Origin of the sequence: Bacteroides sp. 14(A), from assembly GCF_000526555.1 — a bacterium.
Lineage (GTDB): Bacteria > Bacteroidota > Bacteroidia > Bacteroidales > Bacteroidaceae > Bacteroides > Bacteroides cellulosilyticus.
In genome coordinates, this window is sequence record NZ_JAGH01000002.1 from 2173451 (window position 1) to 2196635 (window position 23185).

15 protein-coding genes are annotated in these 23185 nt (G+C 40.1%); 11 read left to right on the forward strand and 4 right to left on the reverse strand.

Going from position 1 to position 23185, the window contains the following annotated elements:
* The first annotated feature begins 103 nt into the window (after positions 1 to 103).
* The 11 genes from K429_RS0115695 (at position 104) to K429_RS0115745 (ending at position 17616) form a co-directional block, all read left to right on the forward strand.
* Positions 104 to 3352 carry a TonB-dependent receptor gene (locus tag K429_RS0115695; RefSeq protein WP_007219863.1) on the forward strand — a complete coding sequence of 1083 codons (3249 nt, stop codon included), beginning with the start codon at positions 104 to 106 and terminating at the stop codon, positions 3350 to 3352.
* A gap of 26 nt (positions 3353 to 3378) precedes the next feature.
* Positions 3379 to 5172 (forward strand): RagB/SusD family nutrient uptake outer membrane protein, encoded by a 1794-nt coding sequence (locus K429_RS0115700; protein ID WP_007219862.1) that lies wholly within the window; start codon positions 3379 to 3381, stop codon positions 5170 to 5172.
* Positions 5173 to 5185: 13 nt separating this feature from the next.
* A complete protein-coding gene (locus K429_RS0115705; RefSeq protein ID WP_026367539.1) occupies positions 5186 to 6754 on the forward strand; it encodes a sulfatase-like hydrolase/transferase in 1569 nt (522 codons plus the stop codon).
* Positions 6755 to 6794: 40 nt separating this feature from the next.
* The gene (locus K429_RS0115710) at positions 6795 to 8507 is read left to right on the forward strand and encodes a right-handed parallel beta-helix repeat-containing protein (RefSeq protein ID WP_007219860.1); all 1713 of its coding nucleotides are present in this window, start codon (positions 6795 to 6797) and stop codon (positions 8505 to 8507) included.
* Between the two features lie 22 nt (positions 8508 to 8529).
* On the forward strand, positions 8530 to 10128 hold the full coding sequence (locus K429_RS0115715) for a sulfatase (protein ID WP_007219859.1): 1599 nt from the start codon (positions 8530 to 8532) through the stop codon (positions 10126 to 10128).
* 2 nt (positions 10129 to 10130) lie between these two features.
* The gene (locus tag K429_RS0115720) at positions 10131 to 11960 is read left to right on the forward strand and encodes a right-handed parallel beta-helix repeat-containing protein (protein WP_026367540.1); all 1830 of its coding nucleotides are present in this window, start codon (positions 10131 to 10133) and stop codon (positions 11958 to 11960) included.
* 21 nt (positions 11961 to 11981) lie between these two features.
* A complete protein-coding gene (locus K429_RS0115725; protein ID WP_226810605.1) occupies positions 11982 to 13598 on the forward strand; it encodes a sulfatase-like hydrolase/transferase in 1617 nt (538 codons plus the stop codon).
* Between the two features lie 4 nt (positions 13599 to 13602).
* Positions 13603 to 15087 carry a sulfatase gene (locus tag K429_RS0115730; RefSeq protein WP_026367542.1) on the forward strand — a complete coding sequence of 495 codons (1485 nt, stop codon included), beginning with the start codon at positions 13603 to 13605 and terminating at the stop codon, positions 15085 to 15087.
* Between the two features lie 36 nt (positions 15088 to 15123).
* Positions 15124 to 16956: a right-handed parallel beta-helix repeat-containing protein gene (locus K429_RS0115735; RefSeq protein ID WP_026367543.1), complete on the forward strand. Its 1833-nt coding sequence runs from the start codon at positions 15124 to 15126 to the stop codon at positions 16954 to 16956.
* A 139-nt stretch (positions 16957 to 17095) separates the two neighbouring features.
* Positions 17096 to 17257: a hypothetical protein gene (locus tag K429_RS0115740; protein ID WP_153881259.1), complete on the forward strand. Its 162-nt coding sequence runs from the start codon at positions 17096 to 17098 to the stop codon at positions 17255 to 17257.
* The gene (locus tag K429_RS0115745) at positions 17254 to 17616 is read left to right on the forward strand and encodes a hypothetical protein (RefSeq protein WP_007219854.1); all 363 of its coding nucleotides are present in this window, start codon (positions 17254 to 17256) and stop codon (positions 17614 to 17616) included. The genes K429_RS0115740 and K429_RS0115745 overlap by 4 nt, the downstream gene beginning before the upstream one ends.
* A 565-nt stretch (positions 17617 to 18181) precedes the next feature.
* Here K429_RS0115745 and K429_RS31170 read toward each other — a convergent pair.
* From K429_RS31170 to K429_RS0115765, 4 genes are read right to left on the reverse strand one after another with little or no spacing between them, the layout of a single operon-like run.
* Positions 18182 to 18316 (reverse strand): hypothetical protein, encoded by a 135-nt coding sequence (locus K429_RS31170; protein WP_255347642.1) that lies wholly within the window; start codon positions 18314 to 18316, stop codon positions 18182 to 18184.
* 15 nt (positions 18317 to 18331) lie between these two features.
* Positions 18332 to 19585 (reverse strand): sialate O-acetylesterase, encoded by a 1254-nt coding sequence (locus K429_RS28810; RefSeq protein WP_231501868.1) that lies wholly within the window; start codon positions 19583 to 19585, stop codon positions 18332 to 18334.
* A gap of 30 nt (positions 19586 to 19615) precedes the next feature.
* A complete protein-coding gene (locus K429_RS0115760; RefSeq protein ID WP_007219777.1) occupies positions 19616 to 21013 on the reverse strand; it encodes a sialate O-acetylesterase in 1398 nt (465 codons plus the stop codon).
* Between the two features lie 24 nt (positions 21014 to 21037).
* A complete protein-coding gene (locus K429_RS0115765; protein ID WP_231501869.1) occupies positions 21038 to 22867 on the reverse strand; it encodes a hypothetical protein in 1830 nt (609 codons plus the stop codon).
* Between the last annotated feature and the right edge of the window lie 318 nt (positions 22868 to 23185).

Consider the following 23185-nt stretch of genomic DNA (forward strand, 5'->3'; position numbering starts at 1 on the left):
GGTACATACGTGTTATTCGCCGATAATCTTTATCTTTATTTTTGTGACGTCTTTATCGAAAGATGTAGTTATGGCTATTAATACAAACCTTAAATTAGTAATTATGAATTTTAAAGAAAATTGCAAGAGGCTATTACTGTTTTCGTTGTTCTTGTTATTTGTTTCGGGTGTATCCGCTCAAATTCAAGTAACAGGAGTTGTTATTGATGAAGTGGACGAATCGCCACTGATTGGCGTTACTGTAATGGAAGTCGGGACTCAAAAAGGAGTCATCACCGATATGGATGGTAATTATTCTATTACTGTAAAAGATGAGAATTCAAGATTGTCTTTTACTTATATAGGTAAAGAGGCAAAGACTGTTCGGGTAGGTAATAGACGAAAAGTGGATGTTACTATGGGAGATCAGGCCAATGAACTAAATGAGTTGGTTGTAATTGGGTATGGTAGCGCAAAAAAGAGTGACCTGACAGGATCTGTTGCTTCTATGAAGGCATCTGCGATTGAGGAAAGTCGTTCTGCATCATTTACAAGTGCGCTGGCGGGTAAGATAGCGGGAGTTATGGCCATTCAGAATGGCGGTGATCCGGGAGCGGGTATCAATATTAAGATTCGTGGTGCCAGTTCTGTTAGTGCGGGTACTTCACCACTTTATGTAATAGATGGCGTACTGATGGAGAACTCACAAAGTGAAGTTTCTGGAGCAAGCAGAATGGGAGATACCTCATTGGATCCGATGGCGTTGATTAATCCCAACGACATTGCATCTATTGAAGTTTTAAAAGATGCTTCGGCTACAGCTATTTATGGTTCGCGTGGTGCCAATGGTGTTGTGATAATAACCACAAAATCAGGAACCAAAGATGGGTCTACGCAATTGAGCTTTTCCGCAGATGCTGGCTTTGATTTATTACCTCAGAAACGTACGTATGCACTTTCCGGGGCAGAATATGAAAATTATATGAGATTACGCTTTCCTCTGCCGGCTGACTTTGTTCCCGGTGAAAGTACGTTGGCTGGAAACACCGCACTTGGTTGGAATCCTGACGGAACGCCCAAAATAACTGGCATCAACAGGGTATGGCAGGATGAAATATTTCGTTTAGGAGTATCTCAGAATTATAATATATCACTCCGCGGTAGTTCTAAAAAGAATACCTATGCATTTTCTCTTGGGTATTATGATAAAACGGGTATTGTGAAGAACTCCGATATGAATCGTTTCTCGTATTCTATGAAGGCTGAAAGTACGGTAAATAACTACTTGAAGTTAGGAATGAATCTTTCAGGATCTGTGATGGTGAATAATGGGATTGTAAATGCTACAAACCAGACTCAATCTAACATTTTTACTCAAATGTTGATATTCAGGCCTAACATTACGGACCGTGAAATAGAGGATTCTACGGATGCGGATGATCCGGGAAGCTCTTGGAATAATCCGATAACGAATTTGAATTCTGTTGTTCAAAGAACTGACGCGCGCAGGACTCAAGGTACTGCCTATGTCATTGTAACTCCTTCAAAGCATTGGACTCTCCGTTCCACTATCGGTGGGTACATGACTGATGCTAAAAGTAAGAACTTCTATCCTTCCACATCAGGTATGGGGCGTGTAGATAAGGGACGCGCCAGTCATGGCGTAGCCCGTACTACTAACTTGCTAAATGAGAATACATTAACTTTCATGAAAACCTTTAATGAAATACATGCAGTAAATGTATTGGGAGGTATTACTTTCCAGCGCACTATTTTTGATAATCTTACCACTACTACTACAGGCTTGGAGATAGAGAGTTTGGATGAAGAGAGCTTGAAGTTCGGAGCAAATATTTTACCGCCGGAAAATTCTTATTCTTATTATTCTCTGATGTCTTACTTAGGACGAATTAACTATACTTTAAAGAGTCGCTATTTATTCACTGCCAGTTTCCGTGCTGACGGCTCTTCCAAGTTTCCGAAAGGAAATAAATTCTCGTACTTCCCTTCCGGAGCTTTTGCCTGGAAGATGAATGAAGAAGCTTTCTTGAAAAATGTGAAGGAAATAGATCAGCTGAAATTGAGGCTAAGTTATGGTCGTACAGGTAATCAAAGCATCAATACATTGGCAGCTTTAGCAATGATGTCTAAAAAATACTATAGTTTTAATACGGCTCAAGGTACTACCGGTTCACCAATTATCAACATGGGCGTTATTCCTGGAACTATAGGCAGTGATAAACTGCGCTGGGAGACTACGGATCAATATAATGTAGGTGTCGACCTGTCTTTATTTAATAGTAGAGTGAATTTTACAGCCGACCTTTATTATAAATATACCACCGATTTACTTATCACTGAGCAGCTTCCGGGTATTTCAGGATATCAGAGTGTAGTGCGGAATATTGGTTCTGTAGTGAATAAGGGGCTTGAGTTGAATTTGGGAACCGTAAATATGAATACGAAGAATTTTACATGGACTTCTGACCTGAATATTTCATTCAATAAGAACAGAGTGAAGAATATAGGTAGTGGAGATCGTATTCCTATTACTCCTACAGCCATTATGCAGGGGCATTTCCTGGATGTCTTTTATGTTCGTGAAGGTTATCCTATCGGCGCTATGTTTGGATATAAGACTGATGGATTGTATCAGTGTCGTGACTTTAGTGATTTCTATGATGCTAATGGTACTTTTATCTCTGATAAGGCTCAGCAGAAGGCCATCTATGACAATATAAAGGGAAATAATGGACAATTTACTTTGAGAGAGGGAGTTGTAAGTAGAGGAAATGCTGTAGAACCCGGTTATCTGAAGTTGAAGAAACAAGGAGAAGGGGATGTGATTACTTCGGATGATAAAGTATATCTTGGTTCCAATGAACCTAAGTTTTTTGGCGGATTTACCAATCGTTTCTCTTATAAAAATGTAGAATTATCTATTTTCCTGCAATTCTCTTATGGTAATAAACTATTCAATACTAATCATGCAATGCTGAGAGGATATAACAACTATAATATCGAACAGCAATATTATGATAATATGTGGACTATTGATAGACAGAACGCTCCCTTACACATCTATTCAGATAATATAGGAAGGCAAACTGCCACGGAACTGCAGGCTGAAGATGCTTCTTATCTGAAAATAAAAGAGATATCCTTCTCTTATCGTCTGCCTAAAAAAGCAATGAGGCATTTGGGGGTGAAAGGTGCTAAAGTATTTGTGTCAGGTATCAACCTGTTTACGTTTACAAAATATTCCTGGTATGACCCTGAATTCTCTTCTACTAACCCGTTAACTGGAGGATTGGATAAATATTCATATCCGACAGCACGTACATTTAATGCCGGATTCTCAATTGATTTATAATGAAGTACATCTTAATAACTATGAGTATGATGAAAAAAAATAAATATATTATTGCACTTTTATTACTCTCCAACTTATTTACTGGTTGTGAGATCGGATTCTTGGACAATGAGGCATTCTCTGATTTGACAAGAGAGGGATATTATGAAAAATTATCTGATTATGAGGCTGCTTTAGTAGGTTGTTATTATTATATATCCGGACGAGGAACCACGAAAGAGGGTACCTATGCGACAGGATTTCCTGTATTGGGAGAAGCTGGTACAGATGAGTGTTATATTGCAACGAATAAAGGTGCCAATTGGATATACGCCACTCAATTAGACCAGTATACTACACTTAATTCTGATAACTTAATTTGCCAGGAAGTATGGCTTAATAGTTATGCAGGAATTAATGCGACTAATGAAATTATAAGTCGCATAGACGAAATGAGTGAGGAAATACTAAATGCTACACCGCGTTATCGTGCAATTGCTGCCGAAGCTCGTTTTTTGCAAGCTTTGTGGTATTTTAATATGGTCAGAATATTTGGAGGAGTTCCGATTTTAACTACACCTTCAAGAAGCAGTAGTAACTATGAAGTGGATAGAAATTCTATAAAGGAAGTTTATGCGCATATTTTCACATTATTGGAATATGCAAAGCAGTTCTTGCCGGAAACTGTGTCACAATATGGTCGTGCCAAGAAGGCATCAGCTCATGCGCTTGCTGCAAAAGCAGCTTTGCATATAGCTTCATCTATGCAATTGCTGGCTCCTAAAATGACTGAACAGGTGAAGTTGGCAGGTATCAACTCATATGAGTGGAATTATACGGATCAATCAGGCAGGGAATACTCCAAGGATGAAACAATCAAGTATTATTATACTGTAGCACGTGATGAGGCGCGGACTGTGTTAGATATATTTGCTCCTAATTATCTGATGCCCAAATTTACAGATTGTTTTTATCCGAATGAAAGTTCTGATGAGATTCTTTTTGAGGCTGTATTGTCTACGGGATTAGCTAATGAAATGGGGGGCTGGTTTGGCTCGTTATTTGGTCCTATGGGACCTTCGGCAAAAGGTGGAGGACAACAGGTTATCTTCCCGGTTCAGCCTATTGTGAATGACAACTATACTTACACTATGACGGCTACGCAACCATGTGTTTCGGTTGATGATCGTTTTGCCTGGGCAATATCCACCTTCCAAATAACACAAGCTGGAGAAGTGAAAGCAATTGCTTTTGGACAACGTTATAAACAGTTCCAAATTGCTAAATTCCGCATCGATGTTCCCCCTTCATATAATCAGGATAGAACACCGGTTAATAATCCGATCTTGCGTGTTTCAGATATTTGTTTGGTATATGCAGAGGCTCAGGCTGAGTTAGATAATATAGAAGGTAAGGGGATTACAACAGATGCATTAGAGTTCTTGAATGTGGTGAGAAGAAGGGCAAAAGTAGTGGAATATACACCGACTTCCATATTGGAGGTACTTACTTACGAAGACCTGAAGAAACAAGGTAATAAAGAGATTAAGGGGTATGTAGCCACAAATCCTATTGAGCATTTCCGTCGGGCTATCTTGAACGAACGTATGTTGGAACTCCTGGGAGAAGGACATCGCTGGTTTGACTTGGTACGTATGGGGGTATTGAAAGAAGTGACGGAGCAATCCATCGATTATGCAAGAACCCGTCCGGGTGCCAATTTGAGTAATCCTAATATTCCAGTGCGCCATATTAGTGAGTTCCATATATTCAGACCTGTTCCTGCACGAGAAATATCTTTACATAAAGGGGCTTTGACTCAGAATGACGGGTATAATTAATTGAATTTTTGCCATGAAAATGAGAAATATAATTCCGCTGGTGACTGGAGGCACTTTGTTGGCTACTCTCTTTGGAGGTAGCACATTGCATGCGGCTACAAAGTCGAAACCTAATTTGGTATTAGTTTTGGTAGACGATATGGGATGGGGGGCTTTTGCCCCCAACCATGTCGATTTTACAGAGAAGGAGTTAAATCAAGAGTTTTGCAGAATACATGTCAAGGACTATACTGCCGAAGAGGCTTTTGAAGCAGCGCAAAAAGCGACTCCTTATCTGAATCGCTACTGTCAAGAGGGAGTTCGATTTACCAATGCCTATGTAACGGCCAATGTCAGTGCCCCTTCGCGTGCCGGGTTGTTAACATCTTCTTATCAGCAGCGATATGGATTATATATTATAAAAGAAGCAGAAACCGGAATTCCAACAACGGTACTTACTATGCCTCAGGTTATGAAAGATTATGGCTATGCGAACGGGGCTTTTGGAAAGTATCATAATGGAAAGGGGATGGATGAAATACATACCTGTTCTCCTGGACATCATCCTTTGGATCGGGGATTCGATTACTGGTTCGGGTTCAATAGTCATGGCACTTCTTATTATAATTCACTCATATTATTCCGAAACAGGGAAAACATTGCATGTGCGGAATATACTACTGATAAGTTTACAGAAGAAGCAGTTCAATTTATTAGGGGAAATGAAGGGAGCCCTAAACTTATATATTTAGCTTATAACGCCCTGCATGGCCCATTAGGAGCACCTGCACCGGATAAATATATGAGTCGTTTCCAATATAAATCGAAATTACTGAATACGTATGCTGCTTATACTGCAGCCATTGACGATGGAGTTGCAGCGGTGATGAAAGAGTTGGAGAAGATAGGAGAAATAGATAATACGATGTTGGTTTTTATATCTGATAATGGAGCTCCGGGAGGTGCTGCTGCCGTATTGCCAAAGAATGGTCCCTTCTCCGGTTTTAAGGGGCAGGCTTATGAAGGAGGGATACGTGTTCCTATGTTTATATGGTATGGAGACAAAATCAAACAGGGATATGTCTGTAATGAAATGGTTTCAGCAATGGATATATTTCCTACTTTTTTTGACGAAGCAGGTATTTCACTACCCAAACAGCAAGCGGTGGATGGCAAAAGTCTGATGCCTTTGTTGCATGGAACTTCAACGAAAGCTGTGCATGAGTATTTGGTCTGGATGTCTCAGCAGGCAGAAAATTGGGGAATGTATTCCTTGTCTGACCAGCAGACAGCCGAAGCTGCATTTATGGTGAGAAAAGGAGATTTTATGTTGCGATATATAATGGAAGAGGATACGTATTATTTGCATAATCTGAAAGAAGACCGTAAGGAAGGTGAGAACTTAATTGCTCAATACCCGGAGTTGACCCAAGAAATGAAGACTATTTTTAAAGATTGGTTTCAACAGATGATACCTCCTATCGGTTGGCGTCAACAGTTATGGCAAAATGTACAGTTCTGGATTCCTTCATTGCCCAAACCCTTGCCGGTGAAGCGTAAAACTAGCCATAAAAAGAAAACTAATATAGTAAAAACACTATGAAAGTATTTGACGGATATAAAAAGTAAAATAATATTGGATTATGAAATTAACAAGTAAAATATACCTTTTGTTTATTGGATGCTTTGTTCCGGTGATAAACTATGGACAACAGTTGTATAAGCCAGCGCATTTTGAAAGCCCCCGTTCAATGCCGATACAATCTGTTCCGGTTAGTAAAACAATCAATGTAGTTGATTATGGAGCTTGTCCTGATGATAATAAAAATGACTGGCCGGCTATTTGCAGGGCGCTGGCTGAATGTGAACGAAGTGGTGGTGGAGTGAGAATATTATTTCCGAAGGGGATTTATCAGATAAAAGTAGGAGAACGGAAGAGTAAGTTAACTCATGCTTTTAGTTTGTCGAATGTCTCAGACTTCATAATTGAGGGTGATGGAGCTATTCTTATCTTAGAAAATCCGGATGTTGCGTTGATGACATTGAAGAATTGTCAGGCTGGTGTTATTAAAGGGCTGACCATTGATTATAAAACCTTGCCGTTTACTCAAGGAGCGGTAGTTGATGTAGATATAAATGGCAAAACATTTACTTTTCGGTCGGATGGAAAGGGTGGACGGCCTACAGATGATAATTTTGCGAAATCAAAAACAAAGTGGGGGGTTCTATTCGATCGTGAAAATAATAGATTGTTGAAAGATAAAGCTCCTAATCTGGTGCCAATAAGAGAAGTCTCTAATTTAGGTGATAAGAATTTGTTTCGCATCGTGACAACCCAAAATGTGATTGAACAAATAGCTGTAGACGATCCATTTGCGATGATTGCTCGCTATAATGGCTGCTCTACTTATAGTGTGAATCAGTGTCGTCAGATTACATTCCTGAATAATATACATTATGCCGGTCCGGCCGGCTCTTTTGGTTTGAGAGAGTCAACGGGCATAAGCATTGTGAATTGCAAGATACAACAAAAAGAAGATAGGCTTATCAGTCAGAATGCAGATTGTGTACACGTCACTCCATCTTATGAAGGCCCTTGGATTGAAGGTTGTCTGTTTGAGGGACAGATGGATGATGCAATTAATATAAAAACTGAACTGGTTTATATTCTAAAAGCTATTTCAGATAATCAGTTCTTAGTTAGCGCTAAATTGCGGGTAAATGACGAACTCTCGCTTTTCAATCCGCGGGAGGGACGTTTGATAGGTACTTGTAGGGTGTTAGAAGCTGTTCCGATGGATGATGCTACAAAAATTAAGATAGATGCCCGGTTTGAAAATCTACAGATAGGTAGAGATAAAACGAAAGATATGTTTTTTAACGATAGTAAGTCTAATGATAATTTTGTGATTAAAAACAATGTCTTTCGTAATTCCCGACGTTACGGAATGCTTATTCAAGCGAAGAATGGGATAATTGAAGGAAACATTCTGGAGAACCTCAGTACGGGAGCGATTACATTGCAAAACAGTGCATCCTGGCCGGAAGGCTTTGTTCCCCGGAATATTGTAATTGAAAATAATAAGATACGTAATGCGGGTTTCGACCGGTCATATTGGGCAGAAGGCAAAGATATTGCTCCAATACTCATCCGTACGACTACTGTCAATAAGAAACAAGCAGAATGGAAAGGTATCAGGAACATTCGGATAAAGGATAATGAAATAATAAGCAATAGTGACCACACTATATTTTTGAGTGGAGCTCAGGATATTGTGATAGAGAAGAATCGGAACGATGCCCAAAGTGATGCTCCGTACTATCAGGAAAACTGTGACAATGTGATTATTAAGTAGTTTACCTTAAAAACTGAACAATATGAAACAAGTGAATTTAATATCATCAGTAATATTAGCTTCTGTAGTAAGCAGCATGCCGGGAAATGTGATAGCACAGCAGAAGAAAAAAGAGAAACCTAATGTCATTTTTGTATTGACTGACCAGTGGCGCAAGCAAGCTTTGGGCTTTAAAGGTGAAGATCCCGTACAAACTCCTCATTTGGATGAATTTGCTTCGTGGGCGGTTTCTTTTGATAATGCTACCTCATGTCGTCCGGTATCAGGACCGGGTAGAGCCTGTCTATTTACTGGAAAGTATTCTATCAACAATGGGGTCTTTGCGAATAAAGTACCGTTGGCTACGGATGAAGAGTCGATGGGACGGGTTTTCAAAGCTGCCGGTTATGCAACTGCTTATATAGGTAAGTGGCATTTGAATGGAATGAATGATCATGTAACTGACTCAGTGAGACGTCAGGGATTTGATTATTTTGTTCAATCTATGGGACATCAACCTTTTTTTCAGGGATATTATGTGCAGGATGATAAAGAACGTACTTATATTAAAGGTTGGGCACCTACATACGAAACTCAATTAGGTATCGAGTTTATCGAGAAGCAAAAGACAAGTGAACAGCCTTTTTGTCTCGTATTATCATATAATCCTCCTCACACGGGTGGAGGGCCGGGATTCGAAGATCGCTATCAGCCGGGTAAATATGGACCGGATAAAAAACTAAAAATGGGATATGGTTATGCGGGACCTGCTGAATACGAGGCACTTTATAAAGATATAGACTATGAAAAGAATCCGATACGAGGTAATTTGAAACCCATTCGCCGTTCGTCTGATACCAGTGCAAGAGTGATTCCTGGTTATTTTGGTGCTATAACGGCCATTGATAATGATTTTGGAAATCTGATGACTTATCTGGAACAAAATGATTTATTGGAGAATACAATTATTGTATTTACATCGGATCATGGTGAGAGCATGGGATCACAAGGATTAATGACAAAAGGAACTTGGTTCGAAGAATCCATGGGGGTACCGTGCCTCGTAGGCTGGAAAGGGGTTATCAAACCAAAGCGTGAAATAGTAGTATTCAATAGCATTGATCTGATGCCTACTCTATTGGGACTCTCCGGGTTGAGTATTCCTCAGGGAGTAGACGGTGTCGATTATTCTCCACTACTATTGGGAAAGAAGTTTAAGGCTCCTGAATATGCCTTTACTTCTTTTGATTTCGGAGGGGTAGAGGAATTGAAGGCACCTCGTTACTGGAGAGCGGTTTATACTTCCCGTTACACTTACGTATTATGCGGTATGAATCAAAATCGTGCCTTTACGAAGGATGGATTGGTGCTGTATGATCGTGAAAAAGATCCGTTGCAATTGAATCCTATTTATAAAGGTATGGGTTATGATAAGACTATCGATAGGCTCCATGCAGAACTGGTCAAGCACTTGGATGAAACTGGTGATCCTTTTATCAAAGAGTATTGGAACAACCCTGATGCCGGTTATCCAAAACTGAACAAAGTGACTATGGATCCATATAGTGCGTTAAGGAAATCAGGAGCTAATGCCAAAGGAGGTAAGAGTAAAGGAAATAGAAATAAGCAATTAAAAAAATAGATATGAAGTATAAATTATTATTGTGTGGTATAAATCTGCTGCTTTGTCTAAGCACTTGTTTTTCATCTGCACTGATGGCAGCTGAGACTGTGATTGATTTTACGGGAAAAATAAAAGACGGGCAGAATATTACTGCTGTGATAAGAAAAAGTATAGAAGAAGCGCCTAAGGCTGATTTGAAGTTCGTGTTTCCTAAAGGCGTGTACCACTTTTCTCCGGCAGAATCATTTAAAAAGACGTATTGCATTACGAATCATGAAAATGGAGAGAAGAATATAGCCTTTCTTTTTGATGGTTTTAGAAATGTAAAAATCGAAGGGGATGAAACCGAATTTGTCTTTACAGGTGCTATGCTTCCATTTTTATTCGTCAACTCTCAGGGAATTGAGTTGACCGGTTGTTCTATCGATTGGTCGATCCCTTTTTATGTACAAGGTGAAGTGATTTGTTCTATGCCTAAATCAAAAAGTTATGATGTCCGGTTTAATTCGGAAGGCTATGATTTTCAAGTAGCAGATAATCGATTAGTGTATCCTAATCAGGAGGGATTTTCTTATTCCGGTATAGGAGAGAGTCTGGTCTTTGATAAATATTCTAAATCACCGGTTTATAATTCGAATACATTGGACATACATCGAAAGCAAAATGCTATGGTTGAAAAACTGTCTAATGGAGACATACGCATAACAGAAAAAATCAAATCTTATCCTTCTGTGGGTAGTATCATTGTTTTTAAGGGACCAAATGGAGAGAATCGTTATGCACCTGCAATTCATGCATTAAAGTCCAAGGATGTGGTTATCAGAAATGTAAATGTATACCATGCTTTGGGAATGGGCTTTTTGGGAGAAATATCAGAAAACATCTCTTTAAAGAATTTTAATGTATGTCTTCGTGAAGGAACAGATCGTATGTTGTCGGCAACTGCCGATGCTACTCATTTTTGTAATTGTAGAGGGAATGTAGTGGTAGACGGATGTCTTTTTGAGAATATGCTGGATGACGGAACCAATGTACATGGTACTTATGTACGAATAGAAAAGATTATATCGAATCGGACTTTGCAGGCTAAATTGATGCATTTCCAGCAAGGAGGTTTTGAGTTTGCCCGTCCGGGAGATAAGAACTGGTTTATCATAGCACCTTTGATAAATCGACAAAATGAGAATAAGATTGTAGACTATCGTCGTTTGGATGATTATACTATGGAGCTTACGTTTGTCAAAGACTTGCCTAAGGAGCTTAAAGAAGGAGATTTGGTTGAGAATAAGACATGGAACACGGATAGTTTCGTCATGAAGAATTGCACGATTCGCAATCACAGGGCCAGAAATATTGTATTGAAAACTCCAGGAAAAACATTGATAGAGAATAATTATCTGAATTCTATGATGGCTTCCATTCTGATGCGTCCGGAGGCTTACTTCTGGTATGAAGCCGGAGCTAATGAGAATACAGTTATCCGGAATAATACCTTTCACAATTGTATATTAGGCGGCGGAGAGCAGGCTATGTTATTCATTTCTCCCCGGTTTGCCAAGAATTTTGATAAATCCGGCTGGATTGATAAAAATGTTGTATTTGAGAATAATACGATTCATACATTTGATAACAAAATAATCCATGCAACGTCTGTGAATGGTTTGGTTATTCGTAATAATAAGATAATTCAGACGAAGGACTTTAAACCTTATAACCCGGAGAATCCACTGGTTGATCTTTTTCATTGTAAAGATGTGGTTGTGAAGGGGAATATGTATCAGTTTGACACTCCTGAATTTATTCGCATGGATGAGGATACCAGACAAACAGCGAATATAAATCAAAAGTAGAATTCTAAAAGATAAATGATTATGAAATGGAATGCATTAACGAAAGTTCTCCGCTATGGAGGTTGGGGAGTACTTTGCTCTTGTCAGGGAGTGACGAATACCGGATATCAGCCTCAAGGCGAAGTGTCAGCCAAAGCACAGGCGCGTAAGATCATATTTATTATGACAGATACGCACAGATGGGATATGCTGAGTTCTATTACTCCTGAAATAAAGACTCCTAATCTGGATCGTCTGGCAGAAGAAGGAGTACGTTTTGACCGTGCTTATACTGTTTCCCCGGTGAGTGGCCCTGCCCGTTCGGCTATATTTACGGGATTGTATCCGCATACTAATGCTTCCTGGGGAAATGACATGCCTATTGCAGATAATGTAAAAACTTTGGGACAAAGGCTTTCTGATAACGGTTATTACTGTGCGTATACCGGAAAATGGCATTTGGATGGAACTGACTATTTCGGCAACGGGATCTGTCCACAAGGCTGGGACCCTGAGTATTTCTATGATATGCGCATGTATTTGGAAGAACTCACGAGAGAAGAGAGGATAAAATCCCGCTTACCGGAGACTAACAAAGAGTCTATACCGGGCGAGTTTACGTATGGTCACCGGGTTACGGAGCGTGCGTTGAAATTTTTGGAAAGCCGTACTTCTGATGATGCGTTTTTTCTGACTGTATCTTACGATGAACCCCATCATCCGTTCTTGTGTCCGGAGCCTTATGCCTCGATGTACAAAGATTACGAGTGGCCTAAGAACCCCAGTCATTACGACAATCTGAAGAACAAACCCTCTTATCAACAGATGTGGGCTGAAGGCAGACAGTTTGAGAATAAGGACGAGATGACTATCAAGCATCCCTATTACTTCGCTTCCCTTTCATTCATTGATTATGAGATAGGTCGTCTGCTGAAAAAGATAGATGAATTGTACCCTGATGCACTTGTGATTTACACTTCCGATCATGGCGACTTCTTGAATGCACATTCTTTGAAGTCAAAGGGACCATGCGTCTATGATGATGTTTCCCGTGTTCCTTTTATTGTCAGATGGAAGGGACATGTTCCCAGTTCTTTGGTGACTACAACTCCTATCTCTTTGATTAGTGTTACACCTACGATTCTGGATGCTGCAGGGGTTACTATTCCTGATGTGATAGAAGGAAGCAGCATTCTTAACACATTTACCTCTCCCGTGGATCAGCCTAAGAAGCCTGTCTTCATGGAGTTTGGACGTTTTGAGGTAGACCATGATGGTTTTGGTGCTTTCCAGCCTTTGCGTGCCGTATTTGACGGACGATATAAATTGAGTGTAAACCTGATGTCTACTGATGAACTCTATGATTTGGAAAAAGACCCTTATGAACTGGATAACCTCATTAATGATGATACTCATGCAGTATTGCGTGATAGTCTGCACAACTTGATTCTTGAGCACATGAATGAGACGCGCGATCCCTTTCGGGGAGTGTATTGGCATGCCAGACCCTGGCGTAAGGACTTTAAGTCCACTTGGGAGTATACTGAGTATACTCGTGCTCGTAAGACTGATGGGTATAATCCGCGTAGCTTGGATTATAATACGGGATTGGAGGTTGAAAAATACTCTTGGCCTAAACAGCAAGATGCTAAAAATTAGAGCTATGGACATAAGATATCCAATACATATCTTTGCTTTATTGAGTTTATCGCAGGCTTCTTCTGCACAGAAGAAACTTGCGATGGATCAGAAAAAGCCCAATGTACTTTTCGTGATGTCCGATCAGCACAGAAGACAAGCTTTGGGATTTATGAAGGAAGATCCTGTGATAACTCCTAATCTTGACAAATTCGCAAAAGAGGCGGTAACTTTTACTAGGGCCTATTCTGCACATCCGGTATCAGGACCTAACAGGGCCTGCCTGTTTTCAGGTAAATATACTCAAAATAATAAAGTATTCGGGAACGATTGTCGTCTGGAGGATGATGGAAATGGTATGGGAGCACTTTTCAAAAAGAGTGGCTATAGTACTGGATATATAGGTAAGTGGCACCTTGACGGGCATGAAGGAGGGAAGTATTCATTTGTTCCTCGTGAGAGAAGATTAGGATTTGAATATTGGCTGATCAGTCAGGGACATCGCCATTTTGATGGTCGGTATTATGGGGATAAAGACTCACTCATTGTTACCGGACGCTGGATGCCCGATTATGAAACAGAGAAGGCACTCGAATTCTTGAAGAACCGTAATGGAGAACGTGATGAAGGAAAGCCATTTTGTTTGGTGGTATCATATGCTCCTCCACATAATGGCATGGGACCGGGATTTCAGAATAAGCATAATATCGGTCACTGGAATGCCCTATTAAAAGATTTGCCAATACGTAAAGGTAGTGGTTTTGCCGCCCCGAAACGTTTCGAAGAGATGTATGAACCGGCTGATAAACTGCCACGTAGGAAGAATGTAGAGAAAGTGGATAATAAAGAATCATATCCGGCACTACCAGGATATTTCGGTGCCATTACTTCCATTGATGAAAATTTTGGTAAGCTGATCCAGGAGTTGAAGGATAGTGGGGAGTGGGAAAATACCATCGTTGTGTATACCTCTGACCATGGAGAGCTATTGGGATCGCATGGAAGAATGTACAAAGATTTGTGGTACGAAGAATCTATAGGAGTCCCTTTGATGATTTCCTATCCGGCAAAGTTGAAACCCAAAAAGGCAGCACAACTGATTAATAGCATTGATATATTGCCTACATTACTGGAGCTTGCTGGCATTGAAATTCCCGAAGTCATCGATGGTAACAGTTATGCTGACTATATGAATGGTAAAGAGAAGGAAACCACCGATAAGATTTTCTTCCAGTTCGATCGGGGCGTACTGAATGACAATGGCCCTGACCGTTATTATCGTGCAGTGCGTACCAAGAGATATACCTATGTAGCTGCAATGTCTCCCTACTATGACCAGTTTGTAGGTAAGAATAAGGAAGTATTGTACGATAATGAGAAGGACCCTTATCAGTTACATCCCATTTTCCTGGGAGAAAAATACGATGCAATAATGAATGAACTTCGTACAGCGGTAATGGACTGGTGTGAACAGACGCACGATCCGTTTTTTAGTAAATACTGGAAATGACAGATTAATAACATTAAAAACATAGGGGATTTATTCATGAGAAAAGTAACGATATGGTTTATTCTATTTGTTTGGACAAGCACTGTGTTTGCCCAGAAACGGATATTAATGGAGAATTTAGGAGTTTCACAGGACAAAGATATAACTCCTATAGTGTTAGAGGCGTTGCAGCAAGCTGATTTTAAGGATGCCATACTTGTATTTCCTAAGGGAACGTACCATTTTTATCCTGAAAGGGCTATTGGCAAATATCATGCAGTAACCAATCATGATAATTCCTATAAGTATTTTGCCTTTCCTTTGATTGGCTGTACCAATATTGAAATTGATGGTGGTGGTTCCGATTTCATTTTTCATGGAGTTATGACACCTTTTCTGGTTGAGAACTCTATGGGTATCAAGTTGAAAAACTTCTCTATTGATTGGAAAGAGCCATTTTATCTGCAAGCTGAAGTTTTGGAAAGTAATGCTTTAGAGCAATATGTAGATATTGCGGTAAATCCAATGACAAAGACTGAGTTTGAAGGTAATCGTCTGGGATTCGTGACCAACGGATTATCGTTACCTTTCTTGGGTGAGTCAATGGTGTTTGATCCGAAAACAAACGCTGTGGCTTACAATGCCCAGTCCTATCTGTTGAATGGTGTTGCATCCAGAAAAACGTTTGATCAATCATTGGGAGGGAATAACTACCGTATAAAAGCCAGGTTTGCCAAAACACCTGCCCCTGCCGGTTTGATTTATATTTTTAAAGGCCCAAATCGTTCCAATCGATTGGCACCGGCCATACATTTAACAAACTCTTCGAATTTACATTTGGATAAACTCAATATCTATCATGCAGGAGGCATGGGAGTCATTGCAGAAAAGAGTGAAAACATCCATCTTAATGAGGTAAACGTAAAACTGCGTGAGGGGAGTGGCAGAATGGTGTCTACTACGGCTGATGCTACACACTTCTGTAATTGTAAAGGAGAGTTAGTAATAGAAAATTGTTTATTTGAGAACATGCTGGATGATGCGAGTAACATACATGGTACTTATGTTAAGATCAGTGAACTGGTTGACAAACATACCATTCGTGCAGGAGTAAATCATATACAACAGTTCGATTACAATTTTGCCAGTTCAGGTGATAAGGTTGAGTTTATTACTAACGAGACTCTTTTGCCTATAGCACCGGCTACCGTAAAAAGCTTTAAGAAAATCAATGACCATCTGTTTGAACTTTCCTTTGTTGAGGAACTGCCAGCTACATTGAAAGTAAATGATGCTGTTGATAATGTTACTTGGTACCCCACTACAATATTCCGTAACAACGTAGTGCGCAACAATCGTGCCCGCAGCATTCTTATAAGTATTCGTAATAAGACGGTGATTGAAAACAATACTTTCTCTTCGATGATGACCTCCATTTTGTTTGAAGGAGATTTGAATCACTGGTACGAATCGGGAGCTGTAGATGATGTTTTGATACGTAACAACATCTTTTATGATTGCGTTTATGGTGGTGGTAAAGGTTCCGTCATCTGGATTAATCCACGCATGAAACAAACTTTAAAAGACCAACCTTATGAGAAGAATATTGTAATTGAAGATAATGAATTCCGTACTTTTGATAATTCCATTTTGAGTGCCCTGTCTGTCGATGGTTTGATATTCCGTAATAACAAGATAATAGAATCGGGTACTTATCCGAAACTATGGCCCGGTCTGCCGGTGATTGAAGTCAGAGATGGGCTGAATACCTTAATTCAGAACAACTCTTTTGAAGGGAAAGAAAAGGCACGTATCGTTATTGATGAAAACTCCAGCCGTTCGCTAAAGATAGACAAAAAGCAAAAGGGATTTGTTATAGACAAGAAGTAAGAATCTTGCAATTGAATGTGATAAGAATATCATTCTTCATTTTAAGTATTGGGCTTTTTACGGAGTCAGTGACTGCTTCCGGATTGAAGGCAGTGAAGTCCGGGGAATGGAATGATCCTACTTGTGGGATAAGGGACGAGTGCCTACGATAGATGATGATGTAGTGATTGATAATTTGAACCAGGTAGTGTATTCGTTGGCAGAAGATGATATGCAGGAGTGTATCCGGTTGTTCCTGAATCTGTATATTGATATAGATTCAGAATTGTCATTAGGAGCAAAAACTGCCAAGAAAAAATGAATATACTAATCGGCGGTATTCTAACGTGCCAAGGAGAGTTGACAGTTGGTGATGGAAACATGCAAGGAGCCTATATGACATTTAATGTAGAGAAGTCTGGAATAGTAGGAAGTGGAAAAGTCATAGTTTCCAATATTAATGTAATATCTGATCAAGCACAATTTGTAGTATCTGTATCACAATTAACTGTATCTAATAATGTTCAGATGGGGGCAAGGGGAGGAAACTTTGTCTTTACTTCAGAGTATCGTGTGAATATTGGCCTGAATTTGTCTACGGCAGGGCATGCCGGGAGATGGATAGTTGGGGAAAATTGTTATCGAAGGGGAGGTTACTTGTGGCAAACTTTTCTTATGTAATCGTTACCTCTCTGTTCCCAATGGTGGAAGTACTAAACCTCAGGAGACTTTTGTGGCTGAGTAGGGAAATCCTATAATGAATATGTCTGCATTGAGTTATTATTGAGGAATGGGGCTGATTGAACATCTTTCTGATACACCTATAGGACTGATACATGTGATTATATGCTATTGGTAAATGTCTAAAAAAAATATTTGTGAATTCTGTCACATATTTAGGGTATCTCAGTCGTATACTTAGGTTACCCATTCTGAAGAAGCCATGACCGGTTTCTTCAGAATGAATTTTAATGGAAGGTCCAGTCGAGTTGCCCAATAAGTTTCGTTGTGTGCTGCATTTTCAAACATTTTACTTGTCCATTGATCGAAAGTGAAGCCTTTGGCTCGCATTAGACTGTCTACTTGCTCTTGATAATAGGCGTACTGTTTATCAATTTGCTGGGTACCACGGTTGAAGTATATCTTTTGTTTACTTTCGGGTGATAACTTTTATATTTGGTGCTTTCTTGTACTCGGACAGAGAGTATAAATAATAAAAGAAAATATACGAATGCTATTCTCATAATTATTCTACATTATCCCAGTTATCAGTTCTGAATGGTTGTGCCGGCAGACCAAAAGTATTGGTCAGGTTGGTTTCATACCAAGAGTGGAAAGCATATCTCACGGCTATAGGTTCAGGAACCTCCTCGCACTCCACAACCAATTTGGCTTCTTAGTCTACGATCCGAGCTTTGGCAGGGTGGAATTTGCGATCGGCTCCTGCCATCTCGAAACCTGTAATGTTGTAGCTTGTTGGACAAAGTCCCAGAGGTGTATCTTTATAAGTGACGATGGCCCGTCCGTTTTCTATCACTACACCTTCCAGCAAAGGGCCGTGAGCGGGGAAACCTTTCATTTGATAAGCCTCGGAAAGTGCTAAAATAGCAAAACGTTCTCCTACAATATTTGCTTGTGGATAGTGATATTCAAATTCTTTTCCCAAGTCAGTGGTTAACACGATGCCGGAATTGGGTATCATGTCCAAACATTTTATTTGCTGTTCTACAAGGAAGGGTTTGCCTTTGTGACCTTTTCCCGGTGCACTCATTGCAAAATAAAAAGGCATATTAGGATTTTTCCATTCCGTTCTCCACTGTTTCACCATGGCGGTTTTTAGTTGCGCATACAGTTTGTAATTCTGGATATTTCCTTCTCCTTGCGACCACAAGAAACCTTTAGCGCTGAACTTATTAATGGGAGTAATCATACCGTTATAAAGCAGCGAGGGCCGTTGTTGTATTTTCTTTCTTGCTTCAGCTTGTTTTCTGTCCCATCCATCTACTGATTGCAATGCCTCGGGGCTCATCCAAGATTCGATAGAGGAGCCTCCCCAGCAAGATACGATAATGCCTACTGGTACGTGTAAGGTTTCATTCAGCATTTTGGCAAAGAAATAGGCATTGGTACTTAACGTTGGTATGTTTTCTGAATTTGATACTTTCCAGGTTGCATCGCAATCGGATAAGGGCTGAGTGCTGTCCGTTTGCGGAAGCGAGATGAAACGAATATTCGGATAATTACCAGCTTTAGCAATAGTTTCTAATGAATTGTTCGTAGGCTGTCCCAAGAAACCTTGAACAGGCATTTCCATATTTGATTGGCCGGAGCAAATCCAAACTTCTCCTATCAATATATTGTCCAAGATAGTCTTCTCACCATCATCAAACGTTATTTTATACGGACCTCCGGCTTTGGGAGTGTTTACTTCTACCAACCATTCCCCGTTTTCGGAGGCTATGGTTTTATATTTTCTGTTATTCCAGGAAGTGGTTACGGTGAGCGACTTGCCTGGTGTGGCTTTTCCCAAAAGTCTGCATAGACTTTGTTGTTGTAATACCATGTCGTTTCCCATTATATGAGGCAGGGTAACTTTAGCACCTATTGCATTGGCAATGAGAAGCGCTGCAAAAAATAAGAAATGCTTCATTGTATGTTGTTTTTGATTAATGTATTTTGATTACCAGTCGTCTGTTCTAAAGGAAGAGGCTGGTAGCCCGGCTGTATTGAAGAGAGTACCAGTAACAAAACTTTGGAATGCGTATCTCACGGCTACAGGTTGCGGGACATCAGGCGAAGAAACGTATAGGCCTTCTTTAGTTATTTCAGCAGTAGCGGGGTGAAAGACTTTATCTTTTCCGGCTATTTCGAACTCTGTGAGTTTTTTCCCATAAGAGGTTAACCCCTCGGTTGCATGGTCAAAGAATATTCTGATTTTGTCCTTTTTTATTTCCATAGACTTATAAATGGGACCGGTATATTCAAAACCTTTCATGCCGTAGGTCTGTGCTAAAGCTATGTAGGCAAAGCGCTCACCTACCACCTCTTTAATCGGGCCATGCATAAAGGTTGAGTCGCTGATATCCAGTAGTATGGCAATGTCGCAGTTGGGGGTGTTCCGGGCGCAGTTAACTTGTGCTTCCCGCATATACCCCATGACATTGTTGAAAGGGTAGGGAGCTAATTGAGCCAGATTGAAGCTGAAGTCTCCGATTCCCCAGCGATTTCTCCAGTCGTTGACCATGGTTCTAAATAATAGTTCGTAGTTATAATACTGCCTAGAGTTATTGGCTCCATGCCACCAGATAACTCCTTTTATTCCGTAGCCGATGATGGGATGAATCATACCATTGAATAGTTTGTTAGGCAAATGCTGTATTTGAGGTTTCTTTCTGATGTTTTTGGAGGTCTTCAGTTGTTGGGTTATTGATTGTAGGCTTTCATTGCTCATCCATGCTTCAATGGCAGAGCCTCCCCAGTCGGCTTCAATGATTCCGATGGGCACTCCCAATACTTGTCGTAGCATTTTGGCGTAGAAATATCCTGTGGCGCTAAAGTTGGCTACAGATTCAGGACCACATGTTTTCCATTCGCTTTCACAAGATTCTTGCGGAGCATCTGAAGCTATTCTTTTTATCTGGCATAAGCGTATTTGAGTATCTGCAGAAGTGACTATTGCCTTTAATGAGCCGTCGACTCGCTGGTTCTTAAACCCCTTTATGGGCATCTCCATGTTCGACTGTCCGGAACAGAGCCACACTTCTCCGATCAGGATATTGCTGAGTACCTTTTCTTCTCCATCGCTTATTTTTATGTGATAAGGGCCACCGGCTTCAGGGGTGGAAATTTTTGTTTTCCACTTTCCATTCTTGTCGGATGTGGTAGAGAAGACAGTAGAAGTCCAAGTAGGTTGGATGGTTACTTTCTTGTTGGGTGAAGCTGTGCCCCAGATGTTGACATCCATTTGCTGTTGCAGGACCATGTTGTCGTTAAAGATAGAGGCAATTTCAACTTTGGCTTTTAGAGTAGCCACATTCAGAATACTGAATAATAATAAAAGTACTTGATGCTTTTTCATGTGAATCAAATGATTAAGATGTTTCTATTTATTCTTGGATTTAGGGATAAAGACTGCATCTATCGGAGCAATCTTTAGTTTTTCGGAATATTCGGTTATGAAATCGGATAGATGTATTTCTTGCTCTTCTAATGAAGGATTGACACATACGACAGCATTTTCAAACTGGCGAATGATGATATCCGGTCGGTTATAGATTTTTATGGAGTGAATCTGTAGCTGTTCCGTGCCTTTTATCGTAATCGTTAAGGTTTGTTTGCCGGCGGATACTTTCGGCCTTCTGAAATAAAATGAGTTTTCATTCTTTTCGTGGCCCACTAGCCCATAGAGGTCGGTGAAAAACTCTTTGGTCTTTTTTTCTGGTTCATAATCGGGTAAGTTGGAGAGAGAAGCATAAATAAAACGTGGTACAAGATCTGAATTGGCATCGGGTGGGGTAATTGTTTCAGCTTCAATGAAGATTGTGATGTCTCCCGTTGGGAGTTCCACATTTTTTATTGAAAGTGTGGATGATTGAGTGGCGGGTTTTATTATGATTGAGTTTCCTTGGATAGACATACAGCAGTTTTCACCTTTAAGGATGCCTTTGTGTAGTAGCTCTGCAGGAGTTCCGGACAGAAGGTTCGGGGAGGATTTGGCATATCGGATGAGTTCTCCCTGTATGCGTCCAAAACTACAAGGCTGTATCCAGGAGGGCAAGAATGAATAAGAATCGGGTACTGTAGTGTAGGCCCCCAGACAAGAGGCAGTTGCTACTCCAAAACGTCTCAGGCGTTCTGTATGATGCTGGTCGTTGCCGTCCATCAGTTTCAGTACAACATAGCGAAACTGTGGAGAGAGCTGATTGAACTTATCCCAATACAAATGAGTATTTACTGTTCTGGAGAATCCTCTCCAACCATCGTTGTGTTGTACTAAACCTTCTGATTCTATGCCGTTCAATACCCCTACGGCCTGTTGATTAATGGGGTGTTGTCCGTCGCAGGTGATAATAAAATTCTGCCCCATTCGCTTCCGTAAATTTTTTAGGAATTGTAGGTCACCGGCTTGCCATATATTTTGACCATTAATCCATCCTCCGTCAGCTTGACCGTCGTTATTAGTATCCCAACTTTCATGTTTGGACACATCAAAGTAGTTAACGTCAAAAGCAATGCCATCTAATTTCTTTAATATACCGTTGTCTGGATTGAACCAATGATGAATTTCATTCAGAAGAACGTTGGCGGCTGTTCTGCCGTTCTTATCTTTTGGGCAGGCTGATGATAGGTTATAGTAAAACATGACATCGTTTCCCCAGATTCCTCCTGCAATGGGGGCCACGTATGTCTTTCCGGCTTTGAAAGAACGGCTTTGTGTATTTGTCTTTCCACGTTTCAGGATGAGAGTACTTGTAGATGAATCAATGGATTTAATATGAGCTATTTCAGAGTTATACCAAAGTTTGTTGCCCTGTTCGTCCAGTTCTACAAGTAGCACATAGTGTGGAATCCATCGTCTGGGTGACGTATTCCGGTAAACGTATGCTTTTTCGCGAAAGTAGTCGATGGCTTTTACTTGAATGTGAGTTTGAGATGATGTGCAATCTTCAGATAAAAGGCTGCCGGTTTCATATACCCAGTGCCCGGGAAAGTATTTCTTGTTTATTTCCGGATAATCATTCACCTGTCTGGCCTCTCCGTTAAAGTGTAGCAATAAGAGCTTTTCGGGGTATGTCTCTGCAAAGCGATTGAGCCAACTGTACAAAATAGTATCTATTTTAAGTTCTTCGCAAATATATTTTCGAAGGAGTCCCGAGGAGGTTACATATTTCTTTTCCCAAGTGTCATAATCGGTATGAACGTCCCGTTTCATTTCTCCGCGGAAATGAAAAAACTGAGGATATTGGCTGTTAAAAGCTGTTTTGCCTATTAGTTTATTCTGTTGCGAAAATAAGTGAGCAGGCAATATACTTATAAACAATAGAACTAAAAAAGATGTCTTGTTCATAACATAGATTGAGTAATGGTTTTATGAGTGCAAGTATAGGCTTTTTGAATGAGAACCTTTAGAAAGCATGTAACAGATACTCTTATATATGTATCATTCTTAGCTTTTTATACATAAGAGGCAAAGCCTATATGTCCCTGTATCTTCTGATTGTAACCATTGTTGTTCCTGATGTAACCATAT